Annotated in this window: 26 protein-coding genes and 1 riboswitch; of the genes, 21 read left to right on the top strand and 5 right to left on the bottom strand. The window is 38.9% G+C overall.

Annotated features, from left to right (window positions below; all coding sequences use genetic code 11):
• Positions 1-116: 116 nt before the first annotated feature.
• A riboswitch (cyclic di-AMP (ydaO/yuaA leader) is annotated at positions 117-271 on the top strand.
• A 180-nt stretch (positions 272-451) separates the two neighbouring features.
• From CEQ83_RS19525 to CEQ83_RS19490, 8 genes are all read left to right on the top strand, one after another.
• A complete protein-coding gene (locus tag CEQ83_RS19525; RefSeq protein ID WP_098113565.1) occupies positions 452-1,687 on the top strand; it encodes a dicarboxylate/amino acid:cation symporter in 1,236 nt (411 codons plus the stop codon).
• Positions 1,688-1,795: 108 nt separating this feature from the next.
• Positions 1,796-3,145, top strand: a complete 1,350-nt coding sequence (locus CEQ83_RS19520; protein WP_098113566.1) for an aspartate aminotransferase family protein — start codon at positions 1,796-1,798, stop codon at positions 3,143-3,145.
• A complete protein-coding gene (locus CEQ83_RS19515; protein ID WP_028415119.1) occupies positions 3,146-3,847 on the top strand; it encodes a CoA transferase subunit A in 702 nt (233 codons plus the stop codon).
• Positions 3,832-4,494, top strand: coding sequence for a 3-oxoacid CoA-transferase subunit B (locus CEQ83_RS19510; protein WP_028415118.1), 663 nt, complete (start codon positions 3,832-3,834; stop codon positions 4,492-4,494). The genes CEQ83_RS19515 and CEQ83_RS19510 overlap by 16 nt, the downstream gene beginning before the upstream one ends.
• 13 nt (positions 4,495-4,507) lie before the next feature.
• The gene (locus CEQ83_RS19505; RefSeq protein WP_155017475.1) at positions 4,508-5,773 is read left to right on the top strand and encodes a peptidase; all 1,266 of its coding nucleotides are present in this window, start codon (positions 4,508-4,510) and stop codon (positions 5,771-5,773) included.
• A 26-nt stretch (positions 5,774-5,799) separates the two neighbouring features.
• Positions 5,800-6,648 (top strand): putative beta-lysine N-acetyltransferase, encoded by an 849-nt coding sequence (ablB, locus tag CEQ83_RS19500; protein WP_028415116.1) that lies wholly within the window; start codon positions 5,800-5,802, stop codon positions 6,646-6,648.
• A gap of 67 nt (positions 6,649-6,715) precedes the next feature.
• Positions 6,716-8,128 (top strand): lysine 2,3-aminomutase, encoded by a 1,413-nt coding sequence (gene kamA, locus CEQ83_RS19495; RefSeq protein ID WP_028415115.1) that lies wholly within the window; start codon positions 6,716-6,718, stop codon positions 8,126-8,128.
• Positions 8,129-8,142: 14 nt separating this feature from the next.
• The gene (locus tag CEQ83_RS19490) at positions 8,143-8,421 is read left to right on the top strand and encodes a YokU family protein (protein ID WP_013058725.1); all 279 of its coding nucleotides are present in this window, start codon (positions 8,143-8,145) and stop codon (positions 8,419-8,421) included.
• 35 nt (positions 8,422-8,456) lie between these two features.
• On the opposite strand, the gene dat is transcribed toward CEQ83_RS19490, so the two are convergent.
• Together dat and CEQ83_RS19480 are read right to left on the bottom strand one after the other, a co-directional pair.
• Positions 8,457-9,302, bottom strand: a complete 846-nt coding sequence (gene dat, locus CEQ83_RS19485) for a D-amino-acid transaminase (RefSeq protein WP_028415114.1) — start codon at positions 9,300-9,302, stop codon at positions 8,457-8,459.
• Positions 9,303-9,423: 121 nt separating this feature from the next.
• Positions 9,424-10,461 (bottom strand): acyltransferase family protein, encoded by a 1,038-nt coding sequence (locus CEQ83_RS19480; RefSeq protein ID WP_013058723.1) that lies wholly within the window; start codon positions 10,459-10,461, stop codon positions 9,424-9,426.
• A 408-nt stretch (positions 10,462-10,869) separates the two neighbouring features.
• Here CEQ83_RS19480 and CEQ83_RS19470 point away from each other — a divergent pair, with 408 nt between their 5' ends.
• From CEQ83_RS19470 to CEQ83_RS19460, 3 genes are all read left to right on the top strand, one after another.
• The gene (locus CEQ83_RS19470) at positions 10,870-11,085 is read left to right on the top strand and encodes a YozE family protein (protein WP_013058722.1); all 216 of its coding nucleotides are present in this window, start codon (positions 10,870-10,872) and stop codon (positions 11,083-11,085) included.
• Positions 11,086-11,315: 230 nt separating this feature from the next.
• Positions 11,316-12,002 (top strand): hypothetical protein, encoded by a 687-nt coding sequence (locus tag CEQ83_RS19465; protein WP_013058721.1) that lies wholly within the window; start codon positions 11,316-11,318, stop codon positions 12,000-12,002.
• A gap of 265 nt (positions 12,003-12,267) precedes the next feature.
• Positions 12,268-12,438: a YozD family protein gene (locus CEQ83_RS19460; protein ID WP_013058720.1), complete on the top strand. Its 171-nt coding sequence runs from the start codon at positions 12,268-12,270 to the stop codon at positions 12,436-12,438.
• Between the two features lie 58 nt (positions 12,439-12,496).
• Here the strand turns inward: CEQ83_RS19460 and CEQ83_RS19455 are convergent, their stop codons facing one another.
• Positions 12,497-13,558: a DUF2515 family protein gene (locus CEQ83_RS19455; protein ID WP_028415113.1), complete on the bottom strand. Its 1,062-nt coding sequence runs from the start codon at positions 13,556-13,558 to the stop codon at positions 12,497-12,499.
• A 117-nt stretch (positions 13,559-13,675) separates the two neighbouring features.
• On the opposite strand from CEQ83_RS19455, the gene CEQ83_RS19450 reads away from it, so the two are divergent.
• The 5 genes from CEQ83_RS19450 (at position 13,676) to CEQ83_RS19430 (ending at position 16,959) form a co-directional block, all read left to right on the top strand.
• Positions 13,676-13,930 (top strand): hypothetical protein, encoded by a 255-nt coding sequence (locus CEQ83_RS19450; protein ID WP_080754470.1) that lies wholly within the window; start codon positions 13,676-13,678, stop codon positions 13,928-13,930.
• Between the two features lie 6 nt (positions 13,931-13,936).
• Complete coding sequence (locus CEQ83_RS19445) at positions 13,937-14,770, top strand: serine/threonine protein kinase (RefSeq protein WP_047749946.1); 834 nt, start codon at positions 13,937-13,939, stop codon at positions 14,768-14,770.
• Positions 14,757-15,527, top strand: coding sequence for a sporulation protein (locus CEQ83_RS19440; protein WP_028415111.1), 771 nt, complete (start codon positions 14,757-14,759; stop codon positions 15,525-15,527). The genes CEQ83_RS19445 and CEQ83_RS19440 overlap by 14 nt, the downstream gene beginning before the upstream one ends.
• Positions 15,528-15,762: 235 nt before the next feature.
• A complete protein-coding gene (locus tag CEQ83_RS19435) occupies positions 15,763-16,389 on the top strand; it encodes a phosphatase PAP2 family protein (protein WP_028415110.1) in 627 nt (208 codons plus the stop codon).
• A 246-nt stretch (positions 16,390-16,635) separates the two neighbouring features.
• A complete protein-coding gene (locus CEQ83_RS19430; RefSeq protein ID WP_013058713.1) occupies positions 16,636-16,959 on the top strand; it encodes a hypothetical protein in 324 nt (107 codons plus the stop codon).
• A 51-nt stretch (positions 16,960-17,010) separates the two neighbouring features.
• Here CEQ83_RS19430 and CEQ83_RS27250 read toward each other — a convergent pair whose 3' ends face one another.
• On the bottom strand, positions 17,011-17,163 hold the full coding sequence (locus CEQ83_RS27250) for a hypothetical protein (protein WP_013058712.1): 153 nt from the start codon (positions 17,161-17,163) through the stop codon (positions 17,011-17,013).
• 194 nt (positions 17,164-17,357) lie between these two features.
• On the opposite strand from CEQ83_RS27250, the gene deoD reads away from it, so the two are divergent.
• Complete coding sequence (gene deoD / locus CEQ83_RS19425) at positions 17,358-18,062, top strand: purine-nucleoside phosphorylase (protein WP_013058711.1); 705 nt, start codon at positions 17,358-17,360, stop codon at positions 18,060-18,062.
• A 214-nt stretch (positions 18,063-18,276) separates the two neighbouring features.
• The gene (locus tag CEQ83_RS19420) at positions 18,277-19,725 is read left to right on the top strand and encodes a SulP family inorganic anion transporter (protein WP_028415109.1); all 1,449 of its coding nucleotides are present in this window, start codon (positions 18,277-18,279) and stop codon (positions 19,723-19,725) included.
• Positions 19,726-19,970: 245 nt separating this feature from the next.
• Here CEQ83_RS19420 and CEQ83_RS19415 read toward each other — a convergent pair whose 3' ends face one another.
• Positions 19,971-21,137: an FtsW/RodA/SpoVE family cell cycle protein gene (locus tag CEQ83_RS19415; protein WP_014458560.1), complete on the bottom strand. Its 1,167-nt coding sequence runs from the start codon at positions 21,135-21,137 to the stop codon at positions 19,971-19,973.
• Positions 21,138-21,803: 666 nt separating this feature from the next.
• On the opposite strand from CEQ83_RS19415, the gene CEQ83_RS19410 reads away from it, so the two are divergent.
• The 3 genes from CEQ83_RS19410 to CEQ83_RS19400 all read left to right on the top strand — a co-directional run bounded on the left by CEQ83_RS19410 (position 21,804) and on the right by CEQ83_RS19400 (position 23,732).
• Entirely contained in the window at positions 21,804-22,349 is a 546-nt protein-coding gene (locus CEQ83_RS19410; protein ID WP_028415108.1) for a hypothetical protein, read from the top strand.
• A 160-nt stretch (positions 22,350-22,509) separates the two neighbouring features.
• A complete protein-coding gene (locus CEQ83_RS19405; protein ID WP_028415107.1) occupies positions 22,510-22,965 on the top strand; it encodes a hypothetical protein in 456 nt (151 codons plus the stop codon).
• A 140-nt stretch (positions 22,966-23,105) separates the two neighbouring features.
• On the top strand, positions 23,106-23,732 hold the full coding sequence (locus CEQ83_RS19400) for an FMN-dependent NADH-azoreductase (protein WP_014458563.1): 627 nt from the start codon (positions 23,106-23,108) through the stop codon (positions 23,730-23,732).
• Positions 23,733-23,830 lie beyond the last annotated feature (98 nt).

Genomic DNA, 23,830 nt, shown 5'->3' with positions numbered 1-23,830 from the left:
ACAATTCTCAACTTTTTACGATAAAATCATGCATTATTTTTGAATAAAAACTTGACAGGAATACATAAAATGAATTTTAATTAAAGTAACAATTATTATCATGCAAAAATATTAAAGAAAATTATTTGCTTAATCTCTTTTGTTTTATAAGAGAACGGAGGACCCATATTTGTGCGTAATGTACTTGGGGTGAATCTTGAATGAATCAAGTAGGGTAACTCACGTACCCGAATCCGACAGCTAACTCCGTAAGCATTCAGTGAGGGAATAACAGGTCTATGAAACCATGATATTCTCATGGTTTTTTGTATAGCTAAAAATATTCCTAAACTATTAATCTGAAAATTTTTAATATATTGTATATTTTGAGTGTTATCACCCTCAATGCATGGTAAAATAAGTATAGTAGTTAGAATCATTCTAATATAATTTATTTATGGGAGGTAAATCTATGAAGCTATCGACAAAGATCATTATCGCGCTAATTGCTGGTGCTGTTGTAGGAGTGTTGATTAATGCTTTTGCTCCAAGTGCTTTTGCTCCGCTGGACAAGTACTTGTTTACGCCGCTTGGGCAAATTTTCTTAAGCTTAATTAAAATGCTTGTTGTACCAATTGTGTTTTTCTCTATCACGTTAGGCGTAGCAGGTTTAGGAGATCCTAAAAAACTGGGAAGAATCGGGGCAAAAACAGTTTCGTACTTCCTAGTGACAACAACCGTTGCTATTGTAATTGGTTTATTATTAGCGTTTGTTATTAAACCAGGAACATTTGGATCTTTTGATACACAAAACGCTTCTTTTAAAGCTGAAAAAGCACCGCCGGTTGGAGAGACATTCTTAAATATGATTCCAGTCAATCCAATCCAAGCGATGGCTGAAGGGAATATGCTTCAACTTATCGTTTTCTCTATCTTTATCGGTTTTGGTATTACGATGCTTGGAAGTAAAACCAAAGGGCTTTATAATTTACTCGAGCAAGGCAATGAATTGATGATGTACCTTGTAAATCTAGTGATGAAGTTTGCTCCTTACGGAACATTTGGGCTTCTTGCAACAGCGGTTGGAAGTCAAGGCTGGCAGGCAATTAAAGCGATGGGGCTTTACATGATTGTAGTCGTGCTCGCACTGTTCATCCATTCGATTGTAACATATGGGGGGTCAGTCGCTCTTATGGCCAGACGTAACCCTATTGAATTTTTTAAAGGTTTTGCTCCTGCGATGACAGTTGGATTCAGTACATCAAGCAGTAGTGCAACGCTTCCGATTTCAATGAATGTGGCTCAAAAAAATCTTCGTGTCCCGGAGTCCATCAGCAGTTTTGTTCAGCCGTTAGGTGCTACCATCAACATGGATGGAACAGCAATTATGCAAGGTGTCGCGACTATTTTTATTGCGCAAGTATACGGCGTTGACCTGTCGCTGGGTGCTCTTGTGACGGTTGTATTAACAGCGGTGCTTGCTAGTATTGGTACAGCAGGCGTGCCGGGAGTTGGTCTCATTATGCTAGCGATGGTACTGAGTTCGGTTGGCCTGCCTGTAGCAGGTATCGGATTGATTATCGGGATTGATCGCTTGCTTGATATGCTTCGTACATCTGTAAATATTACGGGAGACGCTGCGTGTGCCGTTATTGTGGCTGAGTCAGAAGCAAAGCGTATCGATAAATCTGTAACGCAATCAGCTTAATATGTGTAAAAGCTCTAGCTATATGCTAGGGCTTTTTTTATTGGCAAGAAACTCTTCTTTTCAGCATACAGTTTAATAAGAGTATGTGTTTGAAAGGAGAGTGCGGAAATGAATAAGACCCATGTGATAAAGCCGCTGCTCGACGACGACTACCCAGTTATTTCATATGGAAAAGGAATTTATTTGTACGACCAAGATGGAAAAAAGTACATAGATGCTTCGTCAGGGGCAGTTACAGCAAGTATCGGACACGGCGTAAAAGAAATTATTGATGCGATGACGGATCAGGCACAGAAAGTTGCGTTTGTATATCGGTCGCAGTTTACAAGCGATCCGACGGAAGCCTTAGCTAAGAAACTATGTGAATTAAGCAGCAATCATTTCCAGTGGAGCTTTTTTGTTAACAGCGGGACAGAAGCGACTGAAACGGCTATGAAAACAGCCATTCAGCATTTTCAAGAGCAAGGAAAGCCAACCAAAACAAAGGTTTTGTCACGCTGGATGAGCTATCACGGTATTACAATAGGAGCGCTGTCTATGTCAGGGCACGTTGGAAGACGAAAACGTTTCTCGTCTTTGCTTGAAGATTATCCTTCGGTTTCACCTCCTTATTGCTATCGATGTCCGTTTCATCAAACCTATCCATCCTGTAATCTTGCTTGTGCACACGAATTGGAAACAGTTATCAAACGAACCGGCCCTGAACATATTGCTGCTTTTATTACAGAGCCCATTGTAGGAGCTGCCGGAGCAGCTCTTACACCTCCACCCGGTTATTATGAAGTGATAAGAGAAATTTGTGATAAATATGATGTGTTATGGATAGCCGATGAAGTCATGACTGGAGTTGGGCGTACAGGCGTGATGTTTGCATATGAGCACTGGGGAGCTAAACCAGACATCATGACGCTTGGAAAAGGAGTGGGAGCAGGATATACACCGATAGCCGTTACGTTAGCTAGCAGCAAAACGATTGAACCTATCATGAACGGATCCAAATTAATTATGAGCGGCCATACGCTAAGCGCTAATCCGCTGTCAGCGGCTGTAGGGCTAGCTGTCTTAGCCTATATTGAAAAGAACGATCTTGTTCAACAAGTAGCGCTGAAAGGAGCCTATTTAGTAAAAAAATTGAAGGAGCTTCAACTTCTTTACCCTATCATTGGTGATATTCGTGGCAAAGGCTTACTAGTTGGTCTTGAGCTTGTACAAAATCCAAAAACGAAGGAGCCTTTTTTATCCTCCGAAAATATGACGGCGCGCGTAATAAGTAAAGCCCATAAAAATGGTCTTCTCCTTTATCCTTCACAAGCAGGAACAGATGGAGTAGAAGGAGACGGTATTATTATTGCGCCGCCATTTACGATTACTCATCGCCAACTTGATGAAGCGGTCGTGTTGCTTTCGAAAACATTGTATGAAGTACAAAATGAAAAACAGGGAAATGAGGTGAAATAAGTGACAAAGGTCGAAAACTCATTTCAAAAGATTACAACTGTGGAACAAGCAATTGAATACGTGGATCATGCTGCTACGCTGATGATAGGAGGGTTTGGAGGCGTAGGCAGTCCGCCTTCTCTCATTGACGGCCTTATTGAAAGCGAAAAATCAAATTTCACACTGATATGTAATGATTCAGGCTTTCCTCATATTGGTGCGGGAAAATTAGTAAGTCAAGGAAGAATTCAAAAACTGATCGCTTCTCACATTGGATCGAATCCCGTGGCTGGAACGCTGATGACAGAAGAAAAGCTGAAAGTTGAGTTTTCTCCTCAAGGAACGCTTGCTGAACGGATTCGAGCGGGGGGAGTTGGACTTGGAGGAGTACTGATTGATGTAGGAATAGAAAATGACATTATTCAATTTGGAAAAGAAAAAGTGGAAGTAGACGGCAAGACATTTTTAGTTGAAAAACCGCTCACAGCCGACGTGGCTTTTGTATATGCAAAAAAAGCAGATCCATTCGGCAACTTGCTCTATGATAAAAGCGCTCGAAACACTAATCCATTAATGGCTATGGCAGGTCGTATAACTATTGCTGAAGTGGAGGAAATCGTTCCTCTTGGCGACATTGACCCAGAGAATGTGATGACGTCAGGCGTATTTGTGGATTATATTGTGCCTTCAAAAGGAGTGAATTGGAAATGGGTTTGGGAATAGATATTCGTCATCGTATTGCAAGACGTGCTGCGGCTGAAATCAAAAACGGCATGATTGTTAACTTAGGGATTGGCATTCCTTCTCTTATTCCTAATTATGTACCAAGCGCTGTTCATGTGATGTTTCATGCTGAAAACGGAATTTTAGGGTTAGGATCTTCGCCTCCTTTAGGTGAAGAAGATGAGAATGTCTGCAATGCAGCAGGCTATCCAACAACTACTGTTCAAGGGGCTTCATACTGTGATAGTGCTACAGCCTTCGCGATGATTCGAAAAGGATACGTCGATATGACCATTCTTGGTGCGTTAGAAGTGAGTGAAAAAGGGGATTTAGCTAATTGGATTGTGCCAGGTAAGCGAGTTCCTGGGATGGGAGGAGCGATGGAATTAGCTCAAAAAGCGAAAAAAGTCATTGTGCTAATGAATCATACGAGCAAGACAGGAGAACCAAAACTGGTCAAGACATGCTCTTTACCTCTTACTGCTTCGGGCTGCGTGGGATTAGTTATTACGGATCGGGCGGTTTTTAAAGTAGAAAAAGATGCGCTTCTTCTAACCGAGTTAATGTCTCCTTATACCGTAGAGGATATTTTGAGTTCAACAGAAGCGACAGTTCGCCTGAGTGATCAATTGATTACGATACGATAAGGAGGACCATTACATGAACATACAGCAATCTATTCATAACTGGATGACAGAGCATCGTCAAAGTGCAGTGCGTTTACTCAAGCGTTTCGTAGAAGAAGCAAGCGTACAGGGTTCTGAAAAGCATGCGCAGGCAATTGTCATTGAACGCCTTCGACAGCTGCAGTTAGATATTGATATATGGGAACCAGACGAAAAAACACTTCGTACCCATGAAGCTTTTGCCTCCAACCGTTCTAGTTTCCGAGATAGCCCGAATGTGGTAGGCGTGTTAAAAGGAAAAGGTGGGGGAAAATCCATCATTTTAAACGGACATATTGATGTTGTGCCTCCCGGCGATCTTTCACAGTGGAAGGAAGACCCTTATACGGCCGTTGTAAAAGATGGAAACTTATATGGGCGCGGTGCAACGGATATGAAAGGAGGGAATGTGTCGTTACTTTTAGCGATTCAAGCATTAAAAGAGCTAGGTATTTCATTAAAAGGAGATGTTATTTTTCAAAGCGTAGTAGAAGAGGAAAGCGGAGGGGCAGGAACACTTTCCTGCGTGCTTAGAGGGTATAAAGCAGATGGTGCCATTATTCCAGAACCAACCAACATGAAGATCTTTCCTAAACAACAAGGCTCGATGTGGTTTCGCGTGACCGTACATGGAGTAGCAGCACATGGAGGGACTCGGTATGAAGGCGTGAGTGCCATTGAAAAAGCAGCTGCTGTGCTTAAACATATTGAGGGTCTTGAAAAAGAGAGAAACAGCCGAATTACAGACCCGCTCTATAATAAAATTCCCATTCCCGTGCCCATTAATATCGGAAATATACAAGGAGGAACGTGGCCTTCTTCAGTTGCTGATCAAGTAGTATTAGAAGGCAGGATAGGAGTTGCTCCGCATGAAAAAATGAAAAATGTCAGAGCGGAAATGAAATCGTGGCTTGAACTTTTGCCTCAGTGTGATGAGTGGTTTGCTGAGCATCCTGTCGACTTGGAATGGTTTGGGGCCCACTGGCTTCCTGGTGAAGTTGAATTAGAGCATCCGCTTATGACCTCTCTTTCGTCCTCTTTTTATCAAGTGAAACAGAAACAGCCGATCATTGAAGCATCTCCTTGGGGAACGGACGGAGGGATATTGTCACAAGTAGGGGATATTCCAACAGTTGTGTTTGGACCAGGAGTAACAGAAGTAGCCCACTTTCCAAATGAGTATATTTGTATTCAAACGATGCTTGACGCAGCAGAAATTATTGCTCTCACTGTAGCAGACTGGTGCAGTATTGCGGACTAAGCTAAAAAGGGAGAGGATACAAACAAATGGCGAAACAAGAAACTATTTGTCAACCAACCTTTGCTATGACTCTTTTTTTAGATGAATGTAACAAGCGTCTGAGAATGGATGATTACCGGGGAAATGTGAACGATATTTACAGCTATATATATAAAGAAATGGATAAGGCAACGTACGAAAAGTGGATTATAAAAGCACGTGCCGAACATCTGTTGGACTGGATGAGCTTGGGATTTTCTTTAGAAGCAACTGTTCCCTACTATTTTAACGGAAGCGACGCGTATCTTTTATGCTACTATACGTCTCAATCCCGCCGAGACAGCGGGGAGACGTTAAAAGAAACAGAGCTGCTTCAAGATGTTTTGAATTTGCCGACATCTGATTATTCTCCTTTATCGAATCAACTGATCATGCGCCGAGCCATTTCATCTGACGCCAAACAACTTTCTCAGCTCTACCGTCAAATCTTCACAGTGTATCCGACTCCCCTCTATGAAGAAGAGTATCTCTTTAGTTTGCTTCAAGAAGATAATTTGTTTTATATCATCGTTGACAAGAACGATATCGTTAGCGCTGCTTCTGCTGAAATTGACTATGTCTATCACAATGCTGAACTAACGGATTGTGCGACTCTCCCTGCTTACCGAAAGTATGGATTCATGAAGCATTTATTAAGCGCACTAGAGGCGGAGCTAAAACAGAGGCATATTTTTTGTGCATACACAATAGCGAGAGCGCTTTCATTTGGGATGAATGCCGCTTTTCATCAGCTTGGGTATACCTATACGGGACGGTTAACGAATAATTGTTACATTTATAAATCGTTAGAAGATATGAACGTATGGGTGAAGGATCTATCAAAAAGTAAAGGATGAGAAATAATTAACCAATTTATGGGCTGTAACATATAACAATAGTAAATCTTCATAAAGGAGCGATTGTATGTTATATGATTTATATAAGCCGTCCCGACATTGGAAAGATATCGAATTATGGAAAGATGTGCCCGAGGAAAAGTGGAACGATTGGATTTGGCAATTAACAAACACAATTCGAACGCTAGATGATTTAAAAAAAGTCATTAATTTAACTCCTGAAGAAGAAGAAGGAGTGCGCATTTCAACCAAAACCATTCCGCTTAATATTACGCCTTACTATGCATCTTTAATGAATCCAGATGATCCTCGCTGCCCCGTCCGTATGCAGTCTGTTCCGGTTGGCCAAGAACTTCATAAAACAAAATACGATCTAGAAGATCCGCTAGATGAAGACGAAGATTCTCCAGTGCCAGGATTGACTCATCGCTATCCGGATCGCGTTTTGTTCTTAGTTACCAATCAATGCTCCATGTACTGCAGATACTGCACTCGAAGAAGGTTTTCAGGACAAATTGGAATGGGCGTTCCAAAAAAACAGTTAGATGCTGCGATTGCTTATATCGCCAAAACACCTGAAGTGCGAGATGTACTCATTTCAGGCGGTGATGGCTTGCTGATTAATGACAACATTTTAGAATATATTTTGAAAAATTTAAGAGCTATTCCCCACGTGGAAATTATTCGAATTGGCACCAGAGCACCCGTTGTGTTTCCCCAGCGAATAACGGAAAATTTATGTGCCATTTTAAGAAAATATCATCCAGTGTGGTTAAATACTCACTTTAATACATCCATTGAAATTACGGAAGAGACAAAAAAAGCATGTGAAATGCTTGTCGATGCAGGCGTTCCAGTTGGCAATCAAGCGGTTATTTTAGCTGGGATTAATGACAGCGTAGCTATCATGAAAAAGCTTATGCACGATTTAGTAAAAATACGCGTTCGTCCTTACTATATTTATCAATGTGATTTATCAGAAGGAATTGGGCATTTCCGCGCACCTGTTTCCAAAGGGCTTGAAATTATGGAAGGGCTGCGAGGTCATACGTCTGGCTATGCTGTTCCAACGTTTGTTATTGATGCGCCAGGAGGTGGAGGAAAGATTGCCGTTCAACCAAACTATATTATTAGTCAAAGCGCAAGTAAAGTTGTTCTGCGAAACTTTGAAGGCGTGATTACGACGTATCCGGAGCCAGAAAGCTATGTGCCTGGGCGTGCAGATGATTATTTTCGAGCTGTTTATCCAGAATCGGATGCTAAAGATTCTTCCATCGGCATCTCGGGTCTTATGAATGATGCTCAATTCAACCTTGTACCGGAAGGGTTAGGGAGAGTAAAAAGACGTAAAACATATGAAAGTGACAGTGCTCACGAAAGCCTAAAAGACAAACGTGAAAAAAGAGATGAATTAAAAGATAAAAAGTTTAAAGCTCAATTGAAAAAAGACGGTAAAAGCGACGATGCTCCATCATCTTAAGGAGGTCCTGTAATATGACTGTTCAATGCGCATGGTGCGAAGAAGAAAAAGCGGTAGAAACAACCAATACCGCATACTGGGAATTGCCAGATGGAACGAGAAGTATCGAAATTACTCATATGCCATGTATCAGCTGTTCAGGTTGCGGGATGTCATATCAAGAAGAAGAGATCATAGAAGAAGTGGAAACACAGCTGCTTCTTGTCGATACAAAAAAACTTGATGAATCCATTCGGTATGATGAGCTATTAAAAGTGCCAAGATTATTAAAGCGCAACTACTTTAAATTCTAAAAATCCGCCCCTTATTTTGTAAGGGGCGGATTTTCTTATTGATAAGCCTTTGTTCCAGCAGTACGTAGGCTGTATGCGTGCTTTAAAGCTACTGTAACAGGACGAACAGTTGGAAGTTCGACTTCGTCTATTTTCGAAACGGGCAAAAGACCAACGGACGTGCTCGTAATAAAAACTTCATCAGCGTCTTTTAAAAAGGAAGGAGTCATATTTTGTTCTCGGATTTGAATGGCTTGTTCCTGCGCACATTCCAGTACGTTAGCGCGCGTAATACCGGATAGAATTTTTCTTGTGGCAGGAGTCGTGAACAAGACGTTGTCTTTTATCGCAAATACATTGCTGCTCGACCCTTCGGTTATGTATCCGTCTTTTACTAAAATAGCTTCTTTGCACCCTTTAGAAGCCGCAGCTTGTTTGGCCAGAAGGTTAGGAAGTAGGTTCAATGATTTGATATAGCAATTAGCCCATCGTTCGTCTTCCAATAGAAGAGTGGAAATGCCTTTTTCATAGGCTTCTTCAGGTGTTTGGCGAGGATGGCGTATTGTGAGTGCTAATTGTGCAGGTACATCAGGAAATAAATGATTTCGAGGAGCAATCCCGCGCGTAACTTGAATATAAATATCAGCGTCTTTTAACGTTGATTTTTCCATTCCTTGACGAATGATGTCCTTTAGTTCCTGTCTTGAAACCGGCAGTTCAATAAAGATTGCCTTTGCACTTCTTTCTAAGCGGTCTAAGTGACGTTCAATCGAAAACGGAACTCCTTTGTATACACGAATAAATTCATAAACACCGTCTCCAAACTGGTGACCGCGTTCATCAATTGGAATAACAGCCTCGTTAATATCTCTAAACTCTCCAGCATAATATGCTAATTCCATCTTGAAAAACTCCCTTCCTTTAGATATTAAAACGTTAACATAAAATTCAGCAAAATGAAATTATTTACTTGGTTTCTCTAAAGAAAATGAAAAAAGTCATACTCCTAAAGGAGTATGACTTTTATGAAAACGTACGTTTGAATGCTAATGAAAATTTCTGAATGGCTTTTTTAGGTGTAACAAACTGAACGATGAGCTTGGTACCGGTGATGAACCAATCGACAATACGGCTGCCAAGAAGCATCGTTACTAAAATGGACAGTGCGATTAAGACGATAATACCCCATGATGTTGGCTCTAGACTTTTTGAGAAGTCAGTTGTAAAGAACCATTTTAAAATGAAGCCGTGCAATAAATACACGTATAGTGATCGCTGTCCAATGCTTGTTAAAGCAAAACCGCGCGTTGGAATTAAAGCCATAAAGGCAAAAGATACAAGAAAAGCAATTCCATAGTGAGAAACGCGCATTAAAAATTCGGCCACATTGTCGTACGTGTTCGTTCCATACAGCATATCTGTGTAAGCCGTGTCGTCTAAGAAAGAATAGCTTCCAATTAATGTAACTAGTAATACGATGGATGCAATGATTCGATTTCGCGCTGTCAAAAGATTTGTAAAAGGCTCTTGTCGCTGTGACAAATAGTAGCCTAAAAGGAAAAACGGGAAGAAGACAAACATTCTGCTAATGCTTAGAATTTTATCAAATCCGTCAATATCAATGAAGCCCATTGCAAGTCCAAGCGAAATAGAGACAGTTAAGCTAATCCACATTGGGAATTTTGCAAAGAAAGGAAGCATTAATTTCCAAAAAATTAAGCTCAGTAGAAACCACATTGCCCATCTAGGAACCAAATATTGAAGCGTGTACGTTTCATCTGTATAAAGCACACTATAATAAAGAGTATAGATCGTTTGGAAAGCTAAGTAAGGAAGAGCCACCTTTGTAAATATTTTTTTGTAATATCCTTTTTTATGGAAATTTTTCGAGAAATAACCTGCTAGTAAAATAAAGACAGGCATATGGAAAATAAAGATAAAGTGATAAATGGACAGCATTCCGCTGCTATCTGTTCGGTACGGAGAAATCATGTGCCCAAATACAACTAAAAAAATTAATACGAATTTAGCATTATCAAAGTAAGCATTTCGAGTATTCATAGTATTATTTTTCCTCAACATATGCTGATGTAAACCTCCCACCAACAAGATTTATTTAAATGGCGATTATTGTTAGAATAACCTTTCACTACGGAATTAAAACATGAATTCTTCTTTTTTGCAATTACATAAAGGCTTGAGAAACCTGTCGAATCAACGCTTTTGTTATAAAAACGATGTGTTTTTGTTACAAATGTCTTTTTGAAAAAAGAAAAATATTGATATAACAATATTTATTCGTTACGCTAATAGTGAAATTTGTTTTGCAACTGTAACATGAATTTAATATTTTTTGTCCAGTAAAACACTCATATTGCAGTGTTCGACATCTACATATCACAGAAGAAAGTTGTAGATTTCTTGAAAAAATGATAGAAAAGATACACATACCGCTGGAGGGGGAGTACGATGAAATCCTTTTATCACTATATAATGAAATTCCGATCAAATAAAAAACATGATCGAATGGGAGAGTTTGCGCGAAGTGCTTATGATGATCACAGCTTCCCGAAATCTTCAACAGACTATGACGAACTGAGTTCTTATTTAGAGCTCAACGGACATTATTTATCAAGTATGACCGTATTTGATGAAGCATGGGAGCTTTATCAAAATAATGCGTGAGAAAATAAAAAGAGGCTAGAACAACAGTATTTTAGTTGAAGGAAGATCCGAACGATGAATCGTTCGGATCTTTTTATTTTCCTTAGCCTGTACAATAAGCAGAAAAAAATGATAGAGGGCAATAGATAATAAAGGCTTGGTTCTAAAGATGTTATACTTCCCCTTTTTTAGTTACTGCATATAATATTGTAACTTTTCAGTAGGTGTATGTTTACTAAGGAGGTGCGACGATGGCAGGGAAGAAAAAACCTAAATACGGAATTGGTGAAACAGTCGTTGTAACAATATACGGGACCGTTGGCACTATTACCGATATAAAAGTGATGGATGGGATTTTTGTATACGAAATCAACCATAGTGAAGGTCTTTTTTTAGAAGATACAATTGAGCTTCTAGAAGAATATGAAGGTCAAATATTAGTACAGGAAAGAGTAGAGCTTGAATATAAATTTTTCTTCGGCGATATCGTCCAGGTTTTTAATTATGGAAAAGAGTTATTTAAAATCATTGGTATTCGAACAGAAATATGGCGTTATAAAGAGGATTCATGGGAAGATATTGTCTATGAATTGTCACGTGTAACAGATGGAGAATGGCTTGAGGCTAGTGAAGAAGAACTCATTCTCGTAACTCCTCATGAGGAAACAGAAAATTACGCTCAAAGTGTTGATATGTTGTATTTAGGTAAAGAAATTAAAAAGACGGAGTTGCTACCAAAGATGAAAAAACAAAACGGTTCTGAAAAAGAAGAAGTGAGGTTAACTAAAGAAAAGCATGAGATTATAAACGGTCTTTTAGATGTGTACAATGATTATAAATTTTTGTATGAGCTTTTTGAAGATGAAGAATACGCTGAAGTCATGAACTTAGTGCTGAAACATTTAAAAAAGATAGCAAAATCCGAACAAGGAAAATAGCAGGTAGATGCCTAATAAATAAAAGATAGCCGAGATAGATCATCACATCTCTCTTAGCTATCTTTTATTGTGTATACGGCGATGGTAATGAAAAAAGAATGGGTATAATTACCTTTCTATTTAAACTGCTGAAATTTTAGACATACTATTGCCAAATTGTTCATAAATGTGTATAAGGTAAAACTTCAAGGAGAAGATGGAGTGAACCTATTTTTAAGAAAAATAAGGTACGCTAATCCGTTCAAACGGGATAAGGAGTGATATTGTGAAAGAAATCGAAGTGGTCATTGATACGGAAGAAATTGCGGAGTTCTTTTACAATGAACTAGTCAAGCGAGGCTATGTTCCCGCTGAAGAAGAGCTAGGCGAATTAGCGGATATAACTTTTGATTATCTCATTGATAAATGTATTATTGATGAGCAAGATGAAGAATAAAAAGATAGATACATCTGTAACGACGGGGAAACTCGTCGTTTTGTTTATGAGACAGCGGTTATGAAAAAGGATTAGCAGCTTTTATAGCGGATTGCACTTTTATATGATGCTGAAGGGGAATTTTTTTAACTGAAGAAGCGGGAATAGAGTCAAGAAGAGAAAATATGCTTTCGTCTTCAAACCAATCTTCTTTTCTTAAAAAAAGATGTACGCGGTCTCCCCAGCTCATAGTTAAAGTCGGGCTATAGAGCTTTTTGGAATGAGTTCTGTCATTTGTAAATATATCTGAATTATAATCGCTTCGAGACCCTGTATGAGGGTGTTTAAGGCTAAAGGTATAAATAGCATCATGCAAGTTTGAATAAAAAAGAAGAACGTATAGGGTTTTTCCCACTTCAATCCGTCTTATCACAGACTCAAAATGGTAGACTTTCGTTCCACATAAATCAATTTTATTACCTGAATAATAGGGAAAGACGATTTGAGTCATACCGAGAAAATTTTGAGTGTGAAACTGCCAAGAGTTAAGAACATCACGCTGAAACTCTTTTTTAAAGAGAACATTTTTTTCGATATGATACTGTTCGTTCACAATCAGGGCTATTGATAAGAGCGTTTTGTTTCTGTGCTGCCAAAAGTCATTCCAAACAGCTTTCATAAAAGAAGATATGTGAAAGGCGGGGAGTAAATGAAACAGATTGCTGTTTTGCTCTTTGCTTTTTTCATAGAGTAACAGCTGAGCGTAAGCATCATGAAATATCGCTGAGTTGGAATGTTCTAAAAACAAGAAGTATGCGTGCTGTTTCTCTGATGAAAGCAGGGATTTTATTAAGGTAGTGGAGAGATCTGTCATATAATAGCCGCCGTTTCGTGAAACTAAGTGTGCTAAAAGAGCCCAGTGAATTTCAGGGTGTTTTTGATAATAGTCCAAATAAGCTTGTGTACGTGTAACATTGTTTTGATTAGCTTTTTTTACTTTTCTTCGAATTTCTTTAATCCATTTTACATCTTCTCCAATAAAAGAGAGCGGGAGAATAGCAGGAGGTTTGTGCTGCATCATCTGCTGCAGACGAAGAACATCCTCCAATCTAATGAGGGGATTTGTGTCAGTAGAAGTCATGTTAAGCCTCCTTTGAAACGTTTAACTATTTTAAAAAAGGGTAAGGGACTTTTTGAAACCTTTATAACATTTCGTACGTATAAAGGGTAACAAATGTTAAGAAAAGAGGTTTTCTTTATGTTCAGAAAAATATTTGAATCATTAACTGGATCTAAACATCGCCGCTACAGCAGCAGTGATCGACACTACCGACGTCCACGCCACTACAGCAGCAGTGATCATCATCACAGACGTCCGCGTCACCATAGCAGCAGTAGCGATTATAAACGAAGCAAATATTATGACAGCCACAGTCATTCAAAATATGGTCATCACCATTACAAGCGTAAACGCAAAAGCGGAAGCTTCTTCTCAAGCTTTTTCTCAAGTTGATTTGGAATGAAAAATCGAATGTTCAAACACTTTCATCGCTGGCTAGTTGACCGTCCTTTTAAAAAAGGAACAGTCATTTGTGAGCGCTATGAAATCATAAATGTACTGGGAATGGGGAGCTATGGTATAACATATGTTGCTAGTGACATTGTGCAACAAAAAGAGGTAGTAATAAAGCAGCTCCGCAAAACGAAGCAGCGCACGCCTCAGGGGCTGAAGTCTTTTCATTATGAAGCAAAACTGCTGTCTCAACTAGATCATCCTCAAATTCCTTCGCTGTATGAAGCTGTTGAAATAGATGAAGGGTGTTTTCTAGTGATGGAGTTGATTCAAGGAAAAACGTTTGAAGATTTAATTTTTGAAGAGAAGCGCGTATATACAGAAGAAAAAGCGCTTGACATTTTACTTGATATTCTAAAAGTAGTTTCCGTTATTCATGAGCAAGGAATCGTTCACCGTGATCTTCGTATTCCAAACATTATTGATGTTAACGGGACCATCTATGTTATTGACTTTGGTCTTGCAAGATTTTTGGGAGCTCATGAAGAAACAAGCAGCCTTATAGAAGAACAGCAGTTTATGAGACAAACATCGGTTGCAAGCGATATCTATGCGCTTGGTCATTTTCTTTTATTTTTATTGTATTCTGGTTATGAGCCGACGGATAAACAAGAAAAAAGCTGGGAACAAGAGCTAAGCTTGTCGGCGCCCATTAAAACCATCATTCAAAAAATGCTGAGAGCAGATGAAGCGTATGAAAGTATTAAAAGTTTACAAAAAGACATTTATGACTATATAAATAGTAAGAACTCGGGGAGGGAAAAGCATGGCGCTATTTAATAAAGCGTTAGCCCGCATTGGAATTGGTGCAGCGCGAGTGGATGCTAAGCTTGTCAATGATGAATTTCGTGCTGGTGAAACGATTGAAGGGATTGTTGAAGTGTACGGCGGAAATGTTGAGCAGAAAATTGACAGCATCTATCTGCGTCTATTCACAACCTATGTAAAAGAAAGAGACGATAAAAAATACAAGCAGGACATTGAACTTAATACGTTTAAGATTAACGACCCGTTTACGATCCAACCATCTGAAACCAAGTCTATTCCTTTTACCTTTCAGCTGCCTGATGATACGCCTGTTACATTAGGGAGAACCCGAGTGTGGGTGGCGACGAGCCTCGATATTAAAGATGCGGTTGATCCGTCGGATATTGATCATGTAAAAGTGCTCCCTAACCTTATGGTAACAAGCACAATTGAAGCGATGGAACAGCTTGGCTTTCGCTTGCGCCAAGTCGAGTGCGAAGAAGCTCCTCGCAGGATGAGAAAAAGACTTCCTTTTGTTCAAGAATTTGAATTTGTTCCAAGCGGTGGAGTGTACGCTGGGAAAGTAGATGAAATTGAAATCATCGTGCAGCCGAGCGGCTTACATGACTACGATTTATTTATAGAAGTAGATCGACGGGCCAGAGGGTTTGGGGGGTTTTTATCTGAAATGCTGGATGCAGATGAGTCGCTCGTTCATGTTCATGTTTCTGAAAAAGAAATTCCTCAGTTAAAAAATAGATTAACCAATATTATTTCACGCTATAGCTAACGTGCATAGCTCTCCTTTATTTTTCGTATATTAAAGACAGTAAAAAGAAAGGAGAGAGGTATATGCCGCAATCAAAACAAACGAAAAAAATAAATGCAAAAGAGGAATTTTCGGCTGAATTTGTCGTTCATCAAGCTCCCAAGCCGGAAGACTATATTCAGCCAAAACGTGTGAATAAGTAAAGCATGTAGCACGCTACATGCTTTTTCTTTTAATAGGTTGGAGGAAATAAAAAATGGTAAATCGCACTACAAAATATTCTCTATTTATTGTATCGCTTTTAGCTTTCTTTTTACTCATTTTATTTACGTTTAATACACCTTGGGTGAAACAGCTTGACTTTAATGTACTTCATACCATTGAAGGATGGAGGACGGATACGTTAACACCCATCATCATATTTATAACAACTGTAGGATCTTGGTATGTCACTGCGCCAATATGGTTTGCCATTATAGTATTTCTTCTTTATAAACGAAAAGGATTGCTCGCTTTATATATCACGCTTGTTTTTTGGGGAGTTCGCGCTTTAAATTGGGGATTGAAGGAGATTTTTGCAAGACCAAGACCTGATTGGAGTCAAGTCGTTCCCGCCTCTCACTATAGTTTTCCGAGCGGACATGCCATGAACTCAATGGCGTTTTACAGCGGAGTGCTTTTGTTAATATGGATGTATACAAGAAGCAGGGCTATTAAAACGGCAGCTGCATGCGTAATTGCTATTATTATTTTATTAATTGGATTTAGCCGTTTGTATTTAGGCGTACACTTTTTAACGGATATACTAGCAGGATATTGTGTAGGACTTGCTTGGTCATTAGGAGTCTACCTCCTTTCTAAGCGCCTATATAACCAAAAATAGGAGCAATGGTTACATTTTTTTCGTTAATATTTCATTTTGTTTAAGTAGGTCTATTGATTCATCCATTCAAAAACAACTAATGATAAAATGGGAAACAAATATTTTATGTACATGTTTAATAAGGAGAAACTAGTAATTTCGACAAAAAACGTTTTGATTCGATAAAGGATTTTCGGATTTTATCACTAATTATATAAGAATACATAACGTAAAAGAGTAAATACTTGCTTTTGGGTGGAGGGAAGAATGTTGAGTGTGTGGACCACAATAAAAAAACAATTTAATATTAGCACAGAATATGATGTAACCATTATGCAAACAGAAGAAAAAGGCGAAAAGCGCGGATATAAGCCTGTCCATCGTCTAACGATTACAGCATTCGATCATCAAGACGCTGCAACACAAGTATTTCAGATGTTTAATATTGCTGATAATTTGCCAAAAGATTGTGATGCGAGATTTATTAGCACAGGCGATATTTTGTTAATTGATGAAGGTACTCGAGGGAAGTATTACTACAAGCTATGGACAGACGGATGGCAAAAAGTGAATCGCCTGCATGTACGTTAAACATAAGGTAAAAGCGACCTATCTGGCCGCTTTTTATTTATATGTTGACTCTTAGTAATCACGAGTATGATGACCAGGGCCATTTTTTCGGTTTGTTGCTGAATATTCATCTCCATGGGCTTCATGTTCTGCTATAATTGCTTCTTTTGGAATGTGATTATTCTTTTTAGGCGAATTAATTCGGTTGCGATGTTTTTTCCCCATACATATCACCTCAGCTAAAGTTAGTAAATCCCTTGCGCTATTAGCGTACCCTTATATAAAAAGACATACTACGCCATTTTTTGGGCAGTATGTCTTTTTATTTTTGACGCATAATGTTAGAAGTAAATAGACATGCAAGGGATACAATATGGTATAGTGAAAGCGTAAGATTTTTTACATATAGGAGGTACGAAATGAGCGTACATATTGGGGCAAAACAAGGTGATATTGCAGAAACAATTTTACTTCCAGGTGATCCACTTCGTGCAAAATACATTGCAGAAACGTTTTTAGAAGATGTAACTTGCTATAACGAAGTGCGCGGTATGCTTGGATTTACAGGAACATATAAAGGAAAGCGCGTTTCTGTTCAAGGAACGGGAATGGGTGTACCATCGATTGCTATTTATGTAAATGAACTAATGAATGAATATGGTGTTCAAAACCTAATTCGCGTGGGTACATGCGGAGCAATCCAAAAAGATGTAAAAGTACGTGACGTTATTTTAGCCATGTCTTCGTCAAGTGATTCACAAATGAACCGCGTTAAATTTGGTCCTATTGACTACGCACCGACAGCTAACTTTGATTTATTAAAGCGCGCTTACGATGCAGGTGTTGAAAAAGGCCTTCAGTTAAAAGTAGGAAGTGTATTTACATCTGATCAATTTTACAATGAAGACGGCCAGCTAGAAAAATTAGCAGCTCACGGCGTATTGGCAGTTGAAATGGAAACGACGGCTCTGTATACGCTAGCGGCTAAATACGGCCGTAATGCTTTGTCGGTTTTAACAGTAAGTGATCACATCTTCACTGGTGAAGAAACAACGTCAGAAGAACGTCAAACGACGTTCAACGATATGATTGTTGTTGCGCTTGAAGCAGCAATTAATGAATGAACATAATTTCATTTATTTGCTGAATGGAAGCGAAATGCTGCCGCGTAACAAATAAAAAGACGAGAAGCAATCAAGCTTCTCGTCTTTTTATTTGCGAAAATTAATTGTTTCCAAATAGGAAATTGTATGGTACGATTTGATACGTTAAAAACGGCCTTGATTTTCGTGAAAGTCGAAAATCGTATAAAAAATTCATAAGAGGTGATAAACCATCATGATGGCAAGTATTAAACAGCAGTGGTTTTCAAATGTTCGAGCAGACATTTTGTCAGGGATGACAGTTGCTCTTGCGCTTATTCCAGAAGCCCTTGCTTTTTCCATTATCGCCGGTGTCGATCCTATGGTTGGTCTGTATGCATCTTTTTGTATGGCAATTGTGATTGCTTTTACAGGTGGAAGACCAGCTATGATTTCAGCTGCAACAGGAGCAATGTCTTTATTGATGATTAACTTAGTCAAAGATCATGGCATTGAGTATTTATTTGCAGCTACTGTTTTAACCGGAATTATTCAAATTTTACTTGGTGTTTTGAAAGTAGGAAGGTTTTTATCGTTTCTTCCTCAAACAGTGATGATTGGCTTTGTAAATGCGCTCGGTATTTTGATTTTTACCGCACAGCTTCCGCATTTTGAAGGAGCAAATTGGATGATGTACGCAATGGTAGCCGGAACGCTGCTCATCGTCTACTTATTTCCGCTCATGACCAAGGCAATACCATCTCCGCTTGTTGCGATTGTCTTGATGACGATTGTAGCGATTGTCTTTCATTTAGATTTAAAAACGGTAGGAGATATGGGGAATATTACGCGTTCATTGCCGGTTCTTCACTTTCCAAAGGTTGATTTATCAGTGGAGACACTGCTCATCATTTTACCTTATTCGCTTCCTTTGGCGATTGTAGGCCTACTTGAATCTATGCTAACGGCAACGGTACTGGACGAAATTACAGATACGCCTTCGAATAAAAATAAAGAAGCGCGCGGTCAAGGCATTGCTAATATTGTAACAGGTTTCTTTGGAGGAATGGCTGGCTGTGCCATGATTGGACAATCTATGATTAATGTAAAATCAGGGGGACGTGGAAGGTTATCTACCTTAGTCGCCGGAGTCTTTTTATTGTTCTTAATTATGGTGCTTGGCGATGTTGTTAAACAAATTCCAATGGCTGCTCTTGTAGGCGTTATGTTTATGGTAGCTGCCGGTACATTTGATTGGCAGTCCCTTAAAGACTTAACGAAATATCCGCTATCGGATGCCATTGTAATGGTTGTTACGGTGGTTATCGTATTGTTTACACATAACTTAGCATTAGGAGTAATGGTAGGTATTGTTTTAAGTACGATTGTATTTGGCTGGAAGATGGCTAAAATCAAAACAACTTCACAAAAAGAAGGCAATATGAAGCAATACAGGGTTTCAGGGCAATTATTTTTTGCTACCATCAGTTTCTTTATGGATGAATTTCAGTATGAAACAGACCCAGATACCATCATTATTGATTTTAGTTCTTCTCATATATGGGATCAATCGGCCGTGATCGGCATCTCAAAAATTATCGATAAGTATGAGCGATTGAATAAAAAGGTTATTGTAAAAGGATTAAATGAAGACAGTAAAAAAATCGTTAGGCAGATTGGCTTAACGTCGCTGTCGAACAAGTAAAAAAGGTGTGCAGTAGCACACCTTTTTTACTTGTTTCGTTTTAGTAGCTGTATGAGCCAGGTGGAAAAAGAAGTTGTAGATGAAGGTGCGGATGTCTGTTTTAACAAAATAGCATAGGCTTTGCGACGATATTGGTAATCAAGCATGCATATCTACTCCTTTTAAAACAGATTTTGAAAGCGTTTTCTTTATTGTAGCATGCTTAATAGGGAGATAAAAGAAAAAAGAGAGACCATTGTCTCTCTTTAATCATTTCCAAACATATAGCGTTTGTGATGCCATGAGATTCCAAACATCAGACCCATTGCAAACATGTTCCCCATCAGTGAACTACCTCCATATGAAATAAAAGGAAGTGGAATTCCGGTAATAGGTAAGACTTGAATGGTCATACCGATATTTTGAAATACGTGGAACGTAAGCATTGAAATAACGCCTACACATAAGTAAGAATTGAATTCATTTTTTGTTTCAAGCCCTAGCTTGATCAAGTAATAAACGAGTACGAAGAAAAGACTAATAACAATGCTGGCGCCTATAAAGCCAAACTCTTCTCCAATAACCGCAAAAATAAAGTCGGTCTGTCCTTCTGGCAAATAGACAACTCCATTTCCGATCCCTTTACCGTTTACCATTCCTGACCCAATCGCATCTAACGATTTCTTTAAATGATAGCCCTCTCCGGAACTATACGACTCAGGATCAAGCCAAGAATAAATACGTCCAAATTGGTATTGCTTAACCCCTAAATACTTTTCTAATAAGTTAGGTGCATAAACAACAAGTCCCAAAATAACAGAACCAACCGCTGTAATACCTAAAAATGCAGGCGCGATGATTTTCCAGCTTACGCCTGAAACAAATACAAGTCCAACTGTGATTGCTAAGAACACAAGAGCGGTACCTAAGTCAGGCTGCTGCATGATTAACAATAAAGGTAAAGCAAGTACAGCGCCTAGTTTACCAAGCAGTAAAAAGTCTTCTCTTACTGTTCGGATACGATATTTTTCATTGTGTTTAACAATGACCGTACTCAGTGTGATAATCAAAAACACTTTCATAAACTCTGATGGCTGCAACGAGAAGCCGGGAAGTGTGAACCAACTTTTTGCCCCGTTAATTTCTCTGGCAATACTTGAAGGAGCCACTAGTAAAAGAAGCAATAAAAAGTTCCCAAATCCATAAAAAACCCACGTTAGCTTTTGAAGCTGATCGGAGTCAAAACGCATGACAAATCCTATAATCACCATTCCAATAATATAAAAAACAACTTGTTGCGCTACGAAGTTCTTATCATACTGCCCAATTTTTTCAGCACTATGGATTGCCACAACGCTTACGCAAAACAATAGGAAGATTAGGAAAGCCAAGTTCCAGTCAAATCTACTAACATTTCTTTGATTTTCACCCATATTATTCACCTGTCACTATTAAATCTCATTCTTTCTTTATGATAAAAGAAAAATGCTGGTTTTTAATGCAAAGTCGATTAATGAAGAGTCGCACTAACCCCGCTTTGCAGTTTTTGCTTTGAATATAGACTTGCTAAAAGTAAGAAAAGATATGTCGCAAGCTGCGTTACCATACAGCCTTTTATTATACATGAATTATTCTATAACATAAATAGGAGAAATGATAACAATTTCTTTTTTCTAAAAACTCTATTTGTAAGGATTGATTCAATTCATCTTCTTTATCTCCTTAAAGGTTAATATGAAAACATACTATAGGAATTTATCTTTTTTTGCACGTGAAAAGATAAAGAAACGTGTATATATATAACGAAAGAAAGGGGCAAATAGTTTCATATGAACGACTGAAAAATTCTAAACTGCGAGGACTAAATCTAGCAAGCTATACATATGAATAATAGTAAAGGTAAGAGAAAGTGTTCTACACTATCTTTTTCTACATGCAGACATTCAACTTCTTAGCTCCCTACAAGTAAACAGTCATAGTCTACTTTCTTACTGATGAACGTATGGAAGGCATGGGGTAGATTACCGAATAAGAGACACAGGATATTAGGAAAATAATAGATAGAGATTAATAGAATCATAACGTAGAGAGGTGTGTTTATGATTATAGGGGCAAGTTTGACAGCATTTTTATTATTATGGTGGACAATTTTTTATAGCGGGCGCTACCATCATTATGTTTCAGAGCCTGTTGGCAAAAGAATTTCCCTTCACGTAGGAATACATGTTACCTTAGTGGTTGGAGTGAATGCATGTCTCTGGCTTGAGCAGCCGCTGCTTTTTTCTAGCATTTTAGCAGGGTGTGCAGGACTAGGAGCCGGATGGTTTGTGGGGATTCCTTTTTCGGTAAAAAGTATTTTAAGCGGAATAATGGGGGGCATAGGAACGAGTGTTAGTTTTTATATCTCTATGAGTATGTGGATAGATCAATTTAACTCGCTGTCTTTTTTATTGATAGGAACGAGCGTTATTTTTAGCGGAAGCTCGTTATTTCAAGTGTTAAAATCGATTCCGTCATTTGAAAAGGTACTGGTGAAAATGTGGGTTCAACATCCTTTTCTGATAGCGCCTATTTTGATTACCGTATTTTGGCTGTATAATTTTATTGAAAAGTATTTTCCGCAAGCAGATCCAACACGCAAGTAGTTTCCGTGTTGGATTTATTACTTTCTCCCATAAGGCTCCTCTTTAAGCTTACCAAGTTTGACATCGTTCAATTAGTCTATAGAAGGTAAAAGTAGACATTCACCTATCTTCATTATGATGCATATTGTAACGTAGCAAGCATTATAAAGGGGGAGTGCGTATGTATCCATATCAATACGATCCACGTTTTCAAAATTTGTTTCCACCTGGAGGAGGCCAAGGGTTTCCGTCGTTTCCACCTGGAGGAGGAGGTCAGGGCTTTCCGCCGCCGCCACCTGGAGGAGGAGGTCAAGGCTTTCCACCATCGCCACCTGGAGGAGGGGGCCAAGGGTTTCCGCCGCAGGGAGGAGCGCAGCCGCCTTCAAGTCCGCCGCCAGGTTTTACACCTGCACCAAAGCTAGGTTCAGGAGGTCCATCACTTTATGCTGTTGATCCAGGCGCTATTTCAGGATGCCTATACCGATACACCTATATATGGCCGAGAAATGGTCGACCTTACTGGTTTTACCCAACCTTTGTAGGCAGACGCTCAGTTGCAGGATATCGCTGGACAGGATCTTTCTGGGTGTATGCTGGGGTAGATGTGAATCAAATTCGAGAATTTCAATGTGTATAAAACTCCGCTTGCGGAGTTTTTTTGTGCGAAAAGGTTGACGCATAAAAAATGACGTTATATAATAAATCTCGAATTAAAGATAATTTGTTTAGTAATATCTCGAATTGATAATAATATACACTTTTTAGGAGATGACATTTATGGCAAATGTATTATATGTAAAAGTAAATCCACAGGTTGATGAAGCATCATTTTCAACTCGTTTAGCACAGGTTTTCTTAGATGAGTATAAAACAGCAAACCCGACTGATACAGTGACAACGCTTGATCTGTATAAAGAAACAGTTCCATTCATCGATGGAGATGTTTTAGCAGCATGGGGAAAAGCTGGAGCTGGTGAAGAATTATCAGCTGTTGAGTTAGAAAAAGTAACGCGTATGGGTGAATTAGTAGAGCAGTTTTTACAAGCTGACAAAGTTATTTTCTCAGCTCCAATGTGGAACTTAAGTTTCCCTCCACTAATGAAAGCATATATTGATAACATTTTAATTGCAGGAAAAACGTTTAAATATACTGAAAATGGTCCAGTAGGATTAGCTTCAGATAAAAAGGTAGTATTACTAGAAGCTCGTGGAGGCGTGTATTCAGAAGGCCCTGCGGCAGAGCTAGAATTTACTCAAAGCTATTTACGTACAGTAATGGGATTCATTGGTGTTCAAGATTTCCAACTGGTTGTTGCAGAAGGCATGGCTTACACGCCAGCAGAAGCAGACAATATTCTAGCAAAAGCATCTGAAAAAGCAAAAGAAGTTGCGTCAACGTTCTAATCTCAAGAGGCTGGGACAAAAGGATTTTAGACGAAGTGAAAAACGAACCACTGATCAAGATGTTTGATTAGTGGTTCGTTTTTTTTGTTACGGTGAAC

The sequence above is a fragment of the Priestia megaterium genome (assembly GCF_009497655.1).
Lineage (GTDB): Bacteria > Bacillota > Bacilli > Bacillales > Bacillaceae_H > Priestia > Priestia zanthoxyli.
The sequence above is the reverse complement of the archived record's forward strand: the minus strand, read 5'-3'. Positions and strand labels throughout refer to the sequence as shown.

What these genes read in the sequence shown, in the direction of transcription:
- CEQ83_RS19455 (WP_028415113.1), bottom strand. Translation starts at nt 13,558, where the DNA reads ATGACTTCTACTGACACAAATCCCCTCATTAGATTGGAGGATGTTCTT.
- CEQ83_RS19440 (WP_028415111.1), top strand. Translation starts at nt 14,757, where the DNA reads ATGGCGCTATTTAATAAAGCGTTAGCCCGCATTGGAATTGGTGCAGCG.
- CEQ83_RS19430 (WP_013058713.1), top strand. Translation starts at nt 16,636, where the DNA reads ATGTTGAGTGTGTGGACCACAATAAAAAAACAATTTAATATTAGCACA.
- CEQ83_RS19410 (WP_028415108.1), top strand. Translation starts at nt 21,804, where the DNA reads ATGATTATAGGGGCAAGTTTGACAGCATTTTTATTATTATGGTGGACA.
- kamA (WP_028415115.1), top strand. Translation starts at nt 6,716, where the DNA reads ATGTTATATGATTTATATAAGCCGTCCCGACATTGGAAAGATATCGAA.
- CEQ83_RS19525 (WP_098113565.1), top strand. Translation starts at nt 452, where the DNA reads ATGAAGCTATCGACAAAGATCATTATCGCGCTAATTGCTGGTGCTGTT.
- CEQ83_RS19445 (WP_047749946.1), top strand. Translation starts at nt 13,937, where the DNA reads ATGAAAAATCGAATGTTCAAACACTTTCATCGCTGGCTAGTTGACCGT.
- CEQ83_RS19510 (WP_028415118.1), top strand. Translation starts at nt 3,832, where the DNA reads ATGGGTTTGGGAATAGATATTCGTCATCGTATTGCAAGACGTGCTGCG.
- CEQ83_RS19405 (WP_028415107.1), top strand. Translation starts at nt 22,510, where the DNA reads ATGTATCCATATCAATACGATCCACGTTTTCAAAATTTGTTTCCACCT.
- CEQ83_RS19415 (WP_014458560.1), bottom strand. Translation starts at nt 21,137, where the DNA reads ATGGGTGAAAATCAAAGAAATGTTAGTAGATTTGACTGGAACTTGGCT.
- CEQ83_RS19465 (WP_013058721.1), top strand. Translation starts at nt 11,316, where the DNA reads ATGGCAGGGAAGAAAAAACCTAAATACGGAATTGGTGAAACAGTCGTT.
- CEQ83_RS27250 (WP_013058712.1), bottom strand. Translation starts at nt 17,163, where the DNA reads ATGGGGAAAAAACATCGCAACCGAATTAATTCGCCTAAAAAGAATAAT.
- deoD (WP_013058711.1), top strand. Translation starts at nt 17,358, where the DNA reads ATGAGCGTACATATTGGGGCAAAACAAGGTGATATTGCAGAAACAATT.
- CEQ83_RS19505 (WP_155017475.1), top strand. Translation starts at nt 4,508, where the DNA reads ATGAACATACAGCAATCTATTCATAACTGGATGACAGAGCATCGTCAA.
- CEQ83_RS19470 (WP_013058722.1), top strand. Translation starts at nt 10,870, where the DNA reads ATGAAATCCTTTTATCACTATATAATGAAATTCCGATCAAATAAAAAA.
- ablB (WP_028415116.1), top strand. Translation starts at nt 5,800, where the DNA reads ATGGCGAAACAAGAAACTATTTGTCAACCAACCTTTGCTATGACTCTT.
- dat (WP_028415114.1), bottom strand. Translation starts at nt 9,302, where the DNA reads ATGGAATTAGCATATTATGCTGGAGAGTTTAGAGATATTAACGAGGCT.
- CEQ83_RS19450 (WP_080754470.1), top strand. Translation starts at nt 13,676, where the DNA reads ATGTTCAGAAAAATATTTGAATCATTAACTGGATCTAAACATCGCCGC.
- CEQ83_RS19420 (WP_028415109.1), top strand. Translation starts at nt 18,277, where the DNA reads ATGATGGCAAGTATTAAACAGCAGTGGTTTTCAAATGTTCGAGCAGAC.
- CEQ83_RS19490 (WP_013058725.1), top strand. Translation starts at nt 8,143, where the DNA reads ATGACTGTTCAATGCGCATGGTGCGAAGAAGAAAAAGCGGTAGAAACA.
- CEQ83_RS19480 (WP_013058723.1), bottom strand. Translation starts at nt 10,461, where the DNA reads ATGAATACTCGAAATGCTTACTTTGATAATGCTAAATTCGTATTAATT.
- CEQ83_RS19435 (WP_028415110.1), top strand. Translation starts at nt 15,763, where the DNA reads ATGGTAAATCGCACTACAAAATATTCTCTATTTATTGTATCGCTTTTA.
- CEQ83_RS19520 (WP_098113566.1), top strand. Translation starts at nt 1,796, where the DNA reads ATGAATAAGACCCATGTGATAAAGCCGCTGCTCGACGACGACTACCCA.
- CEQ83_RS19400 (WP_014458563.1), top strand. Translation starts at nt 23,106, where the DNA reads ATGGCAAATGTATTATATGTAAAAGTAAATCCACAGGTTGATGAAGCA.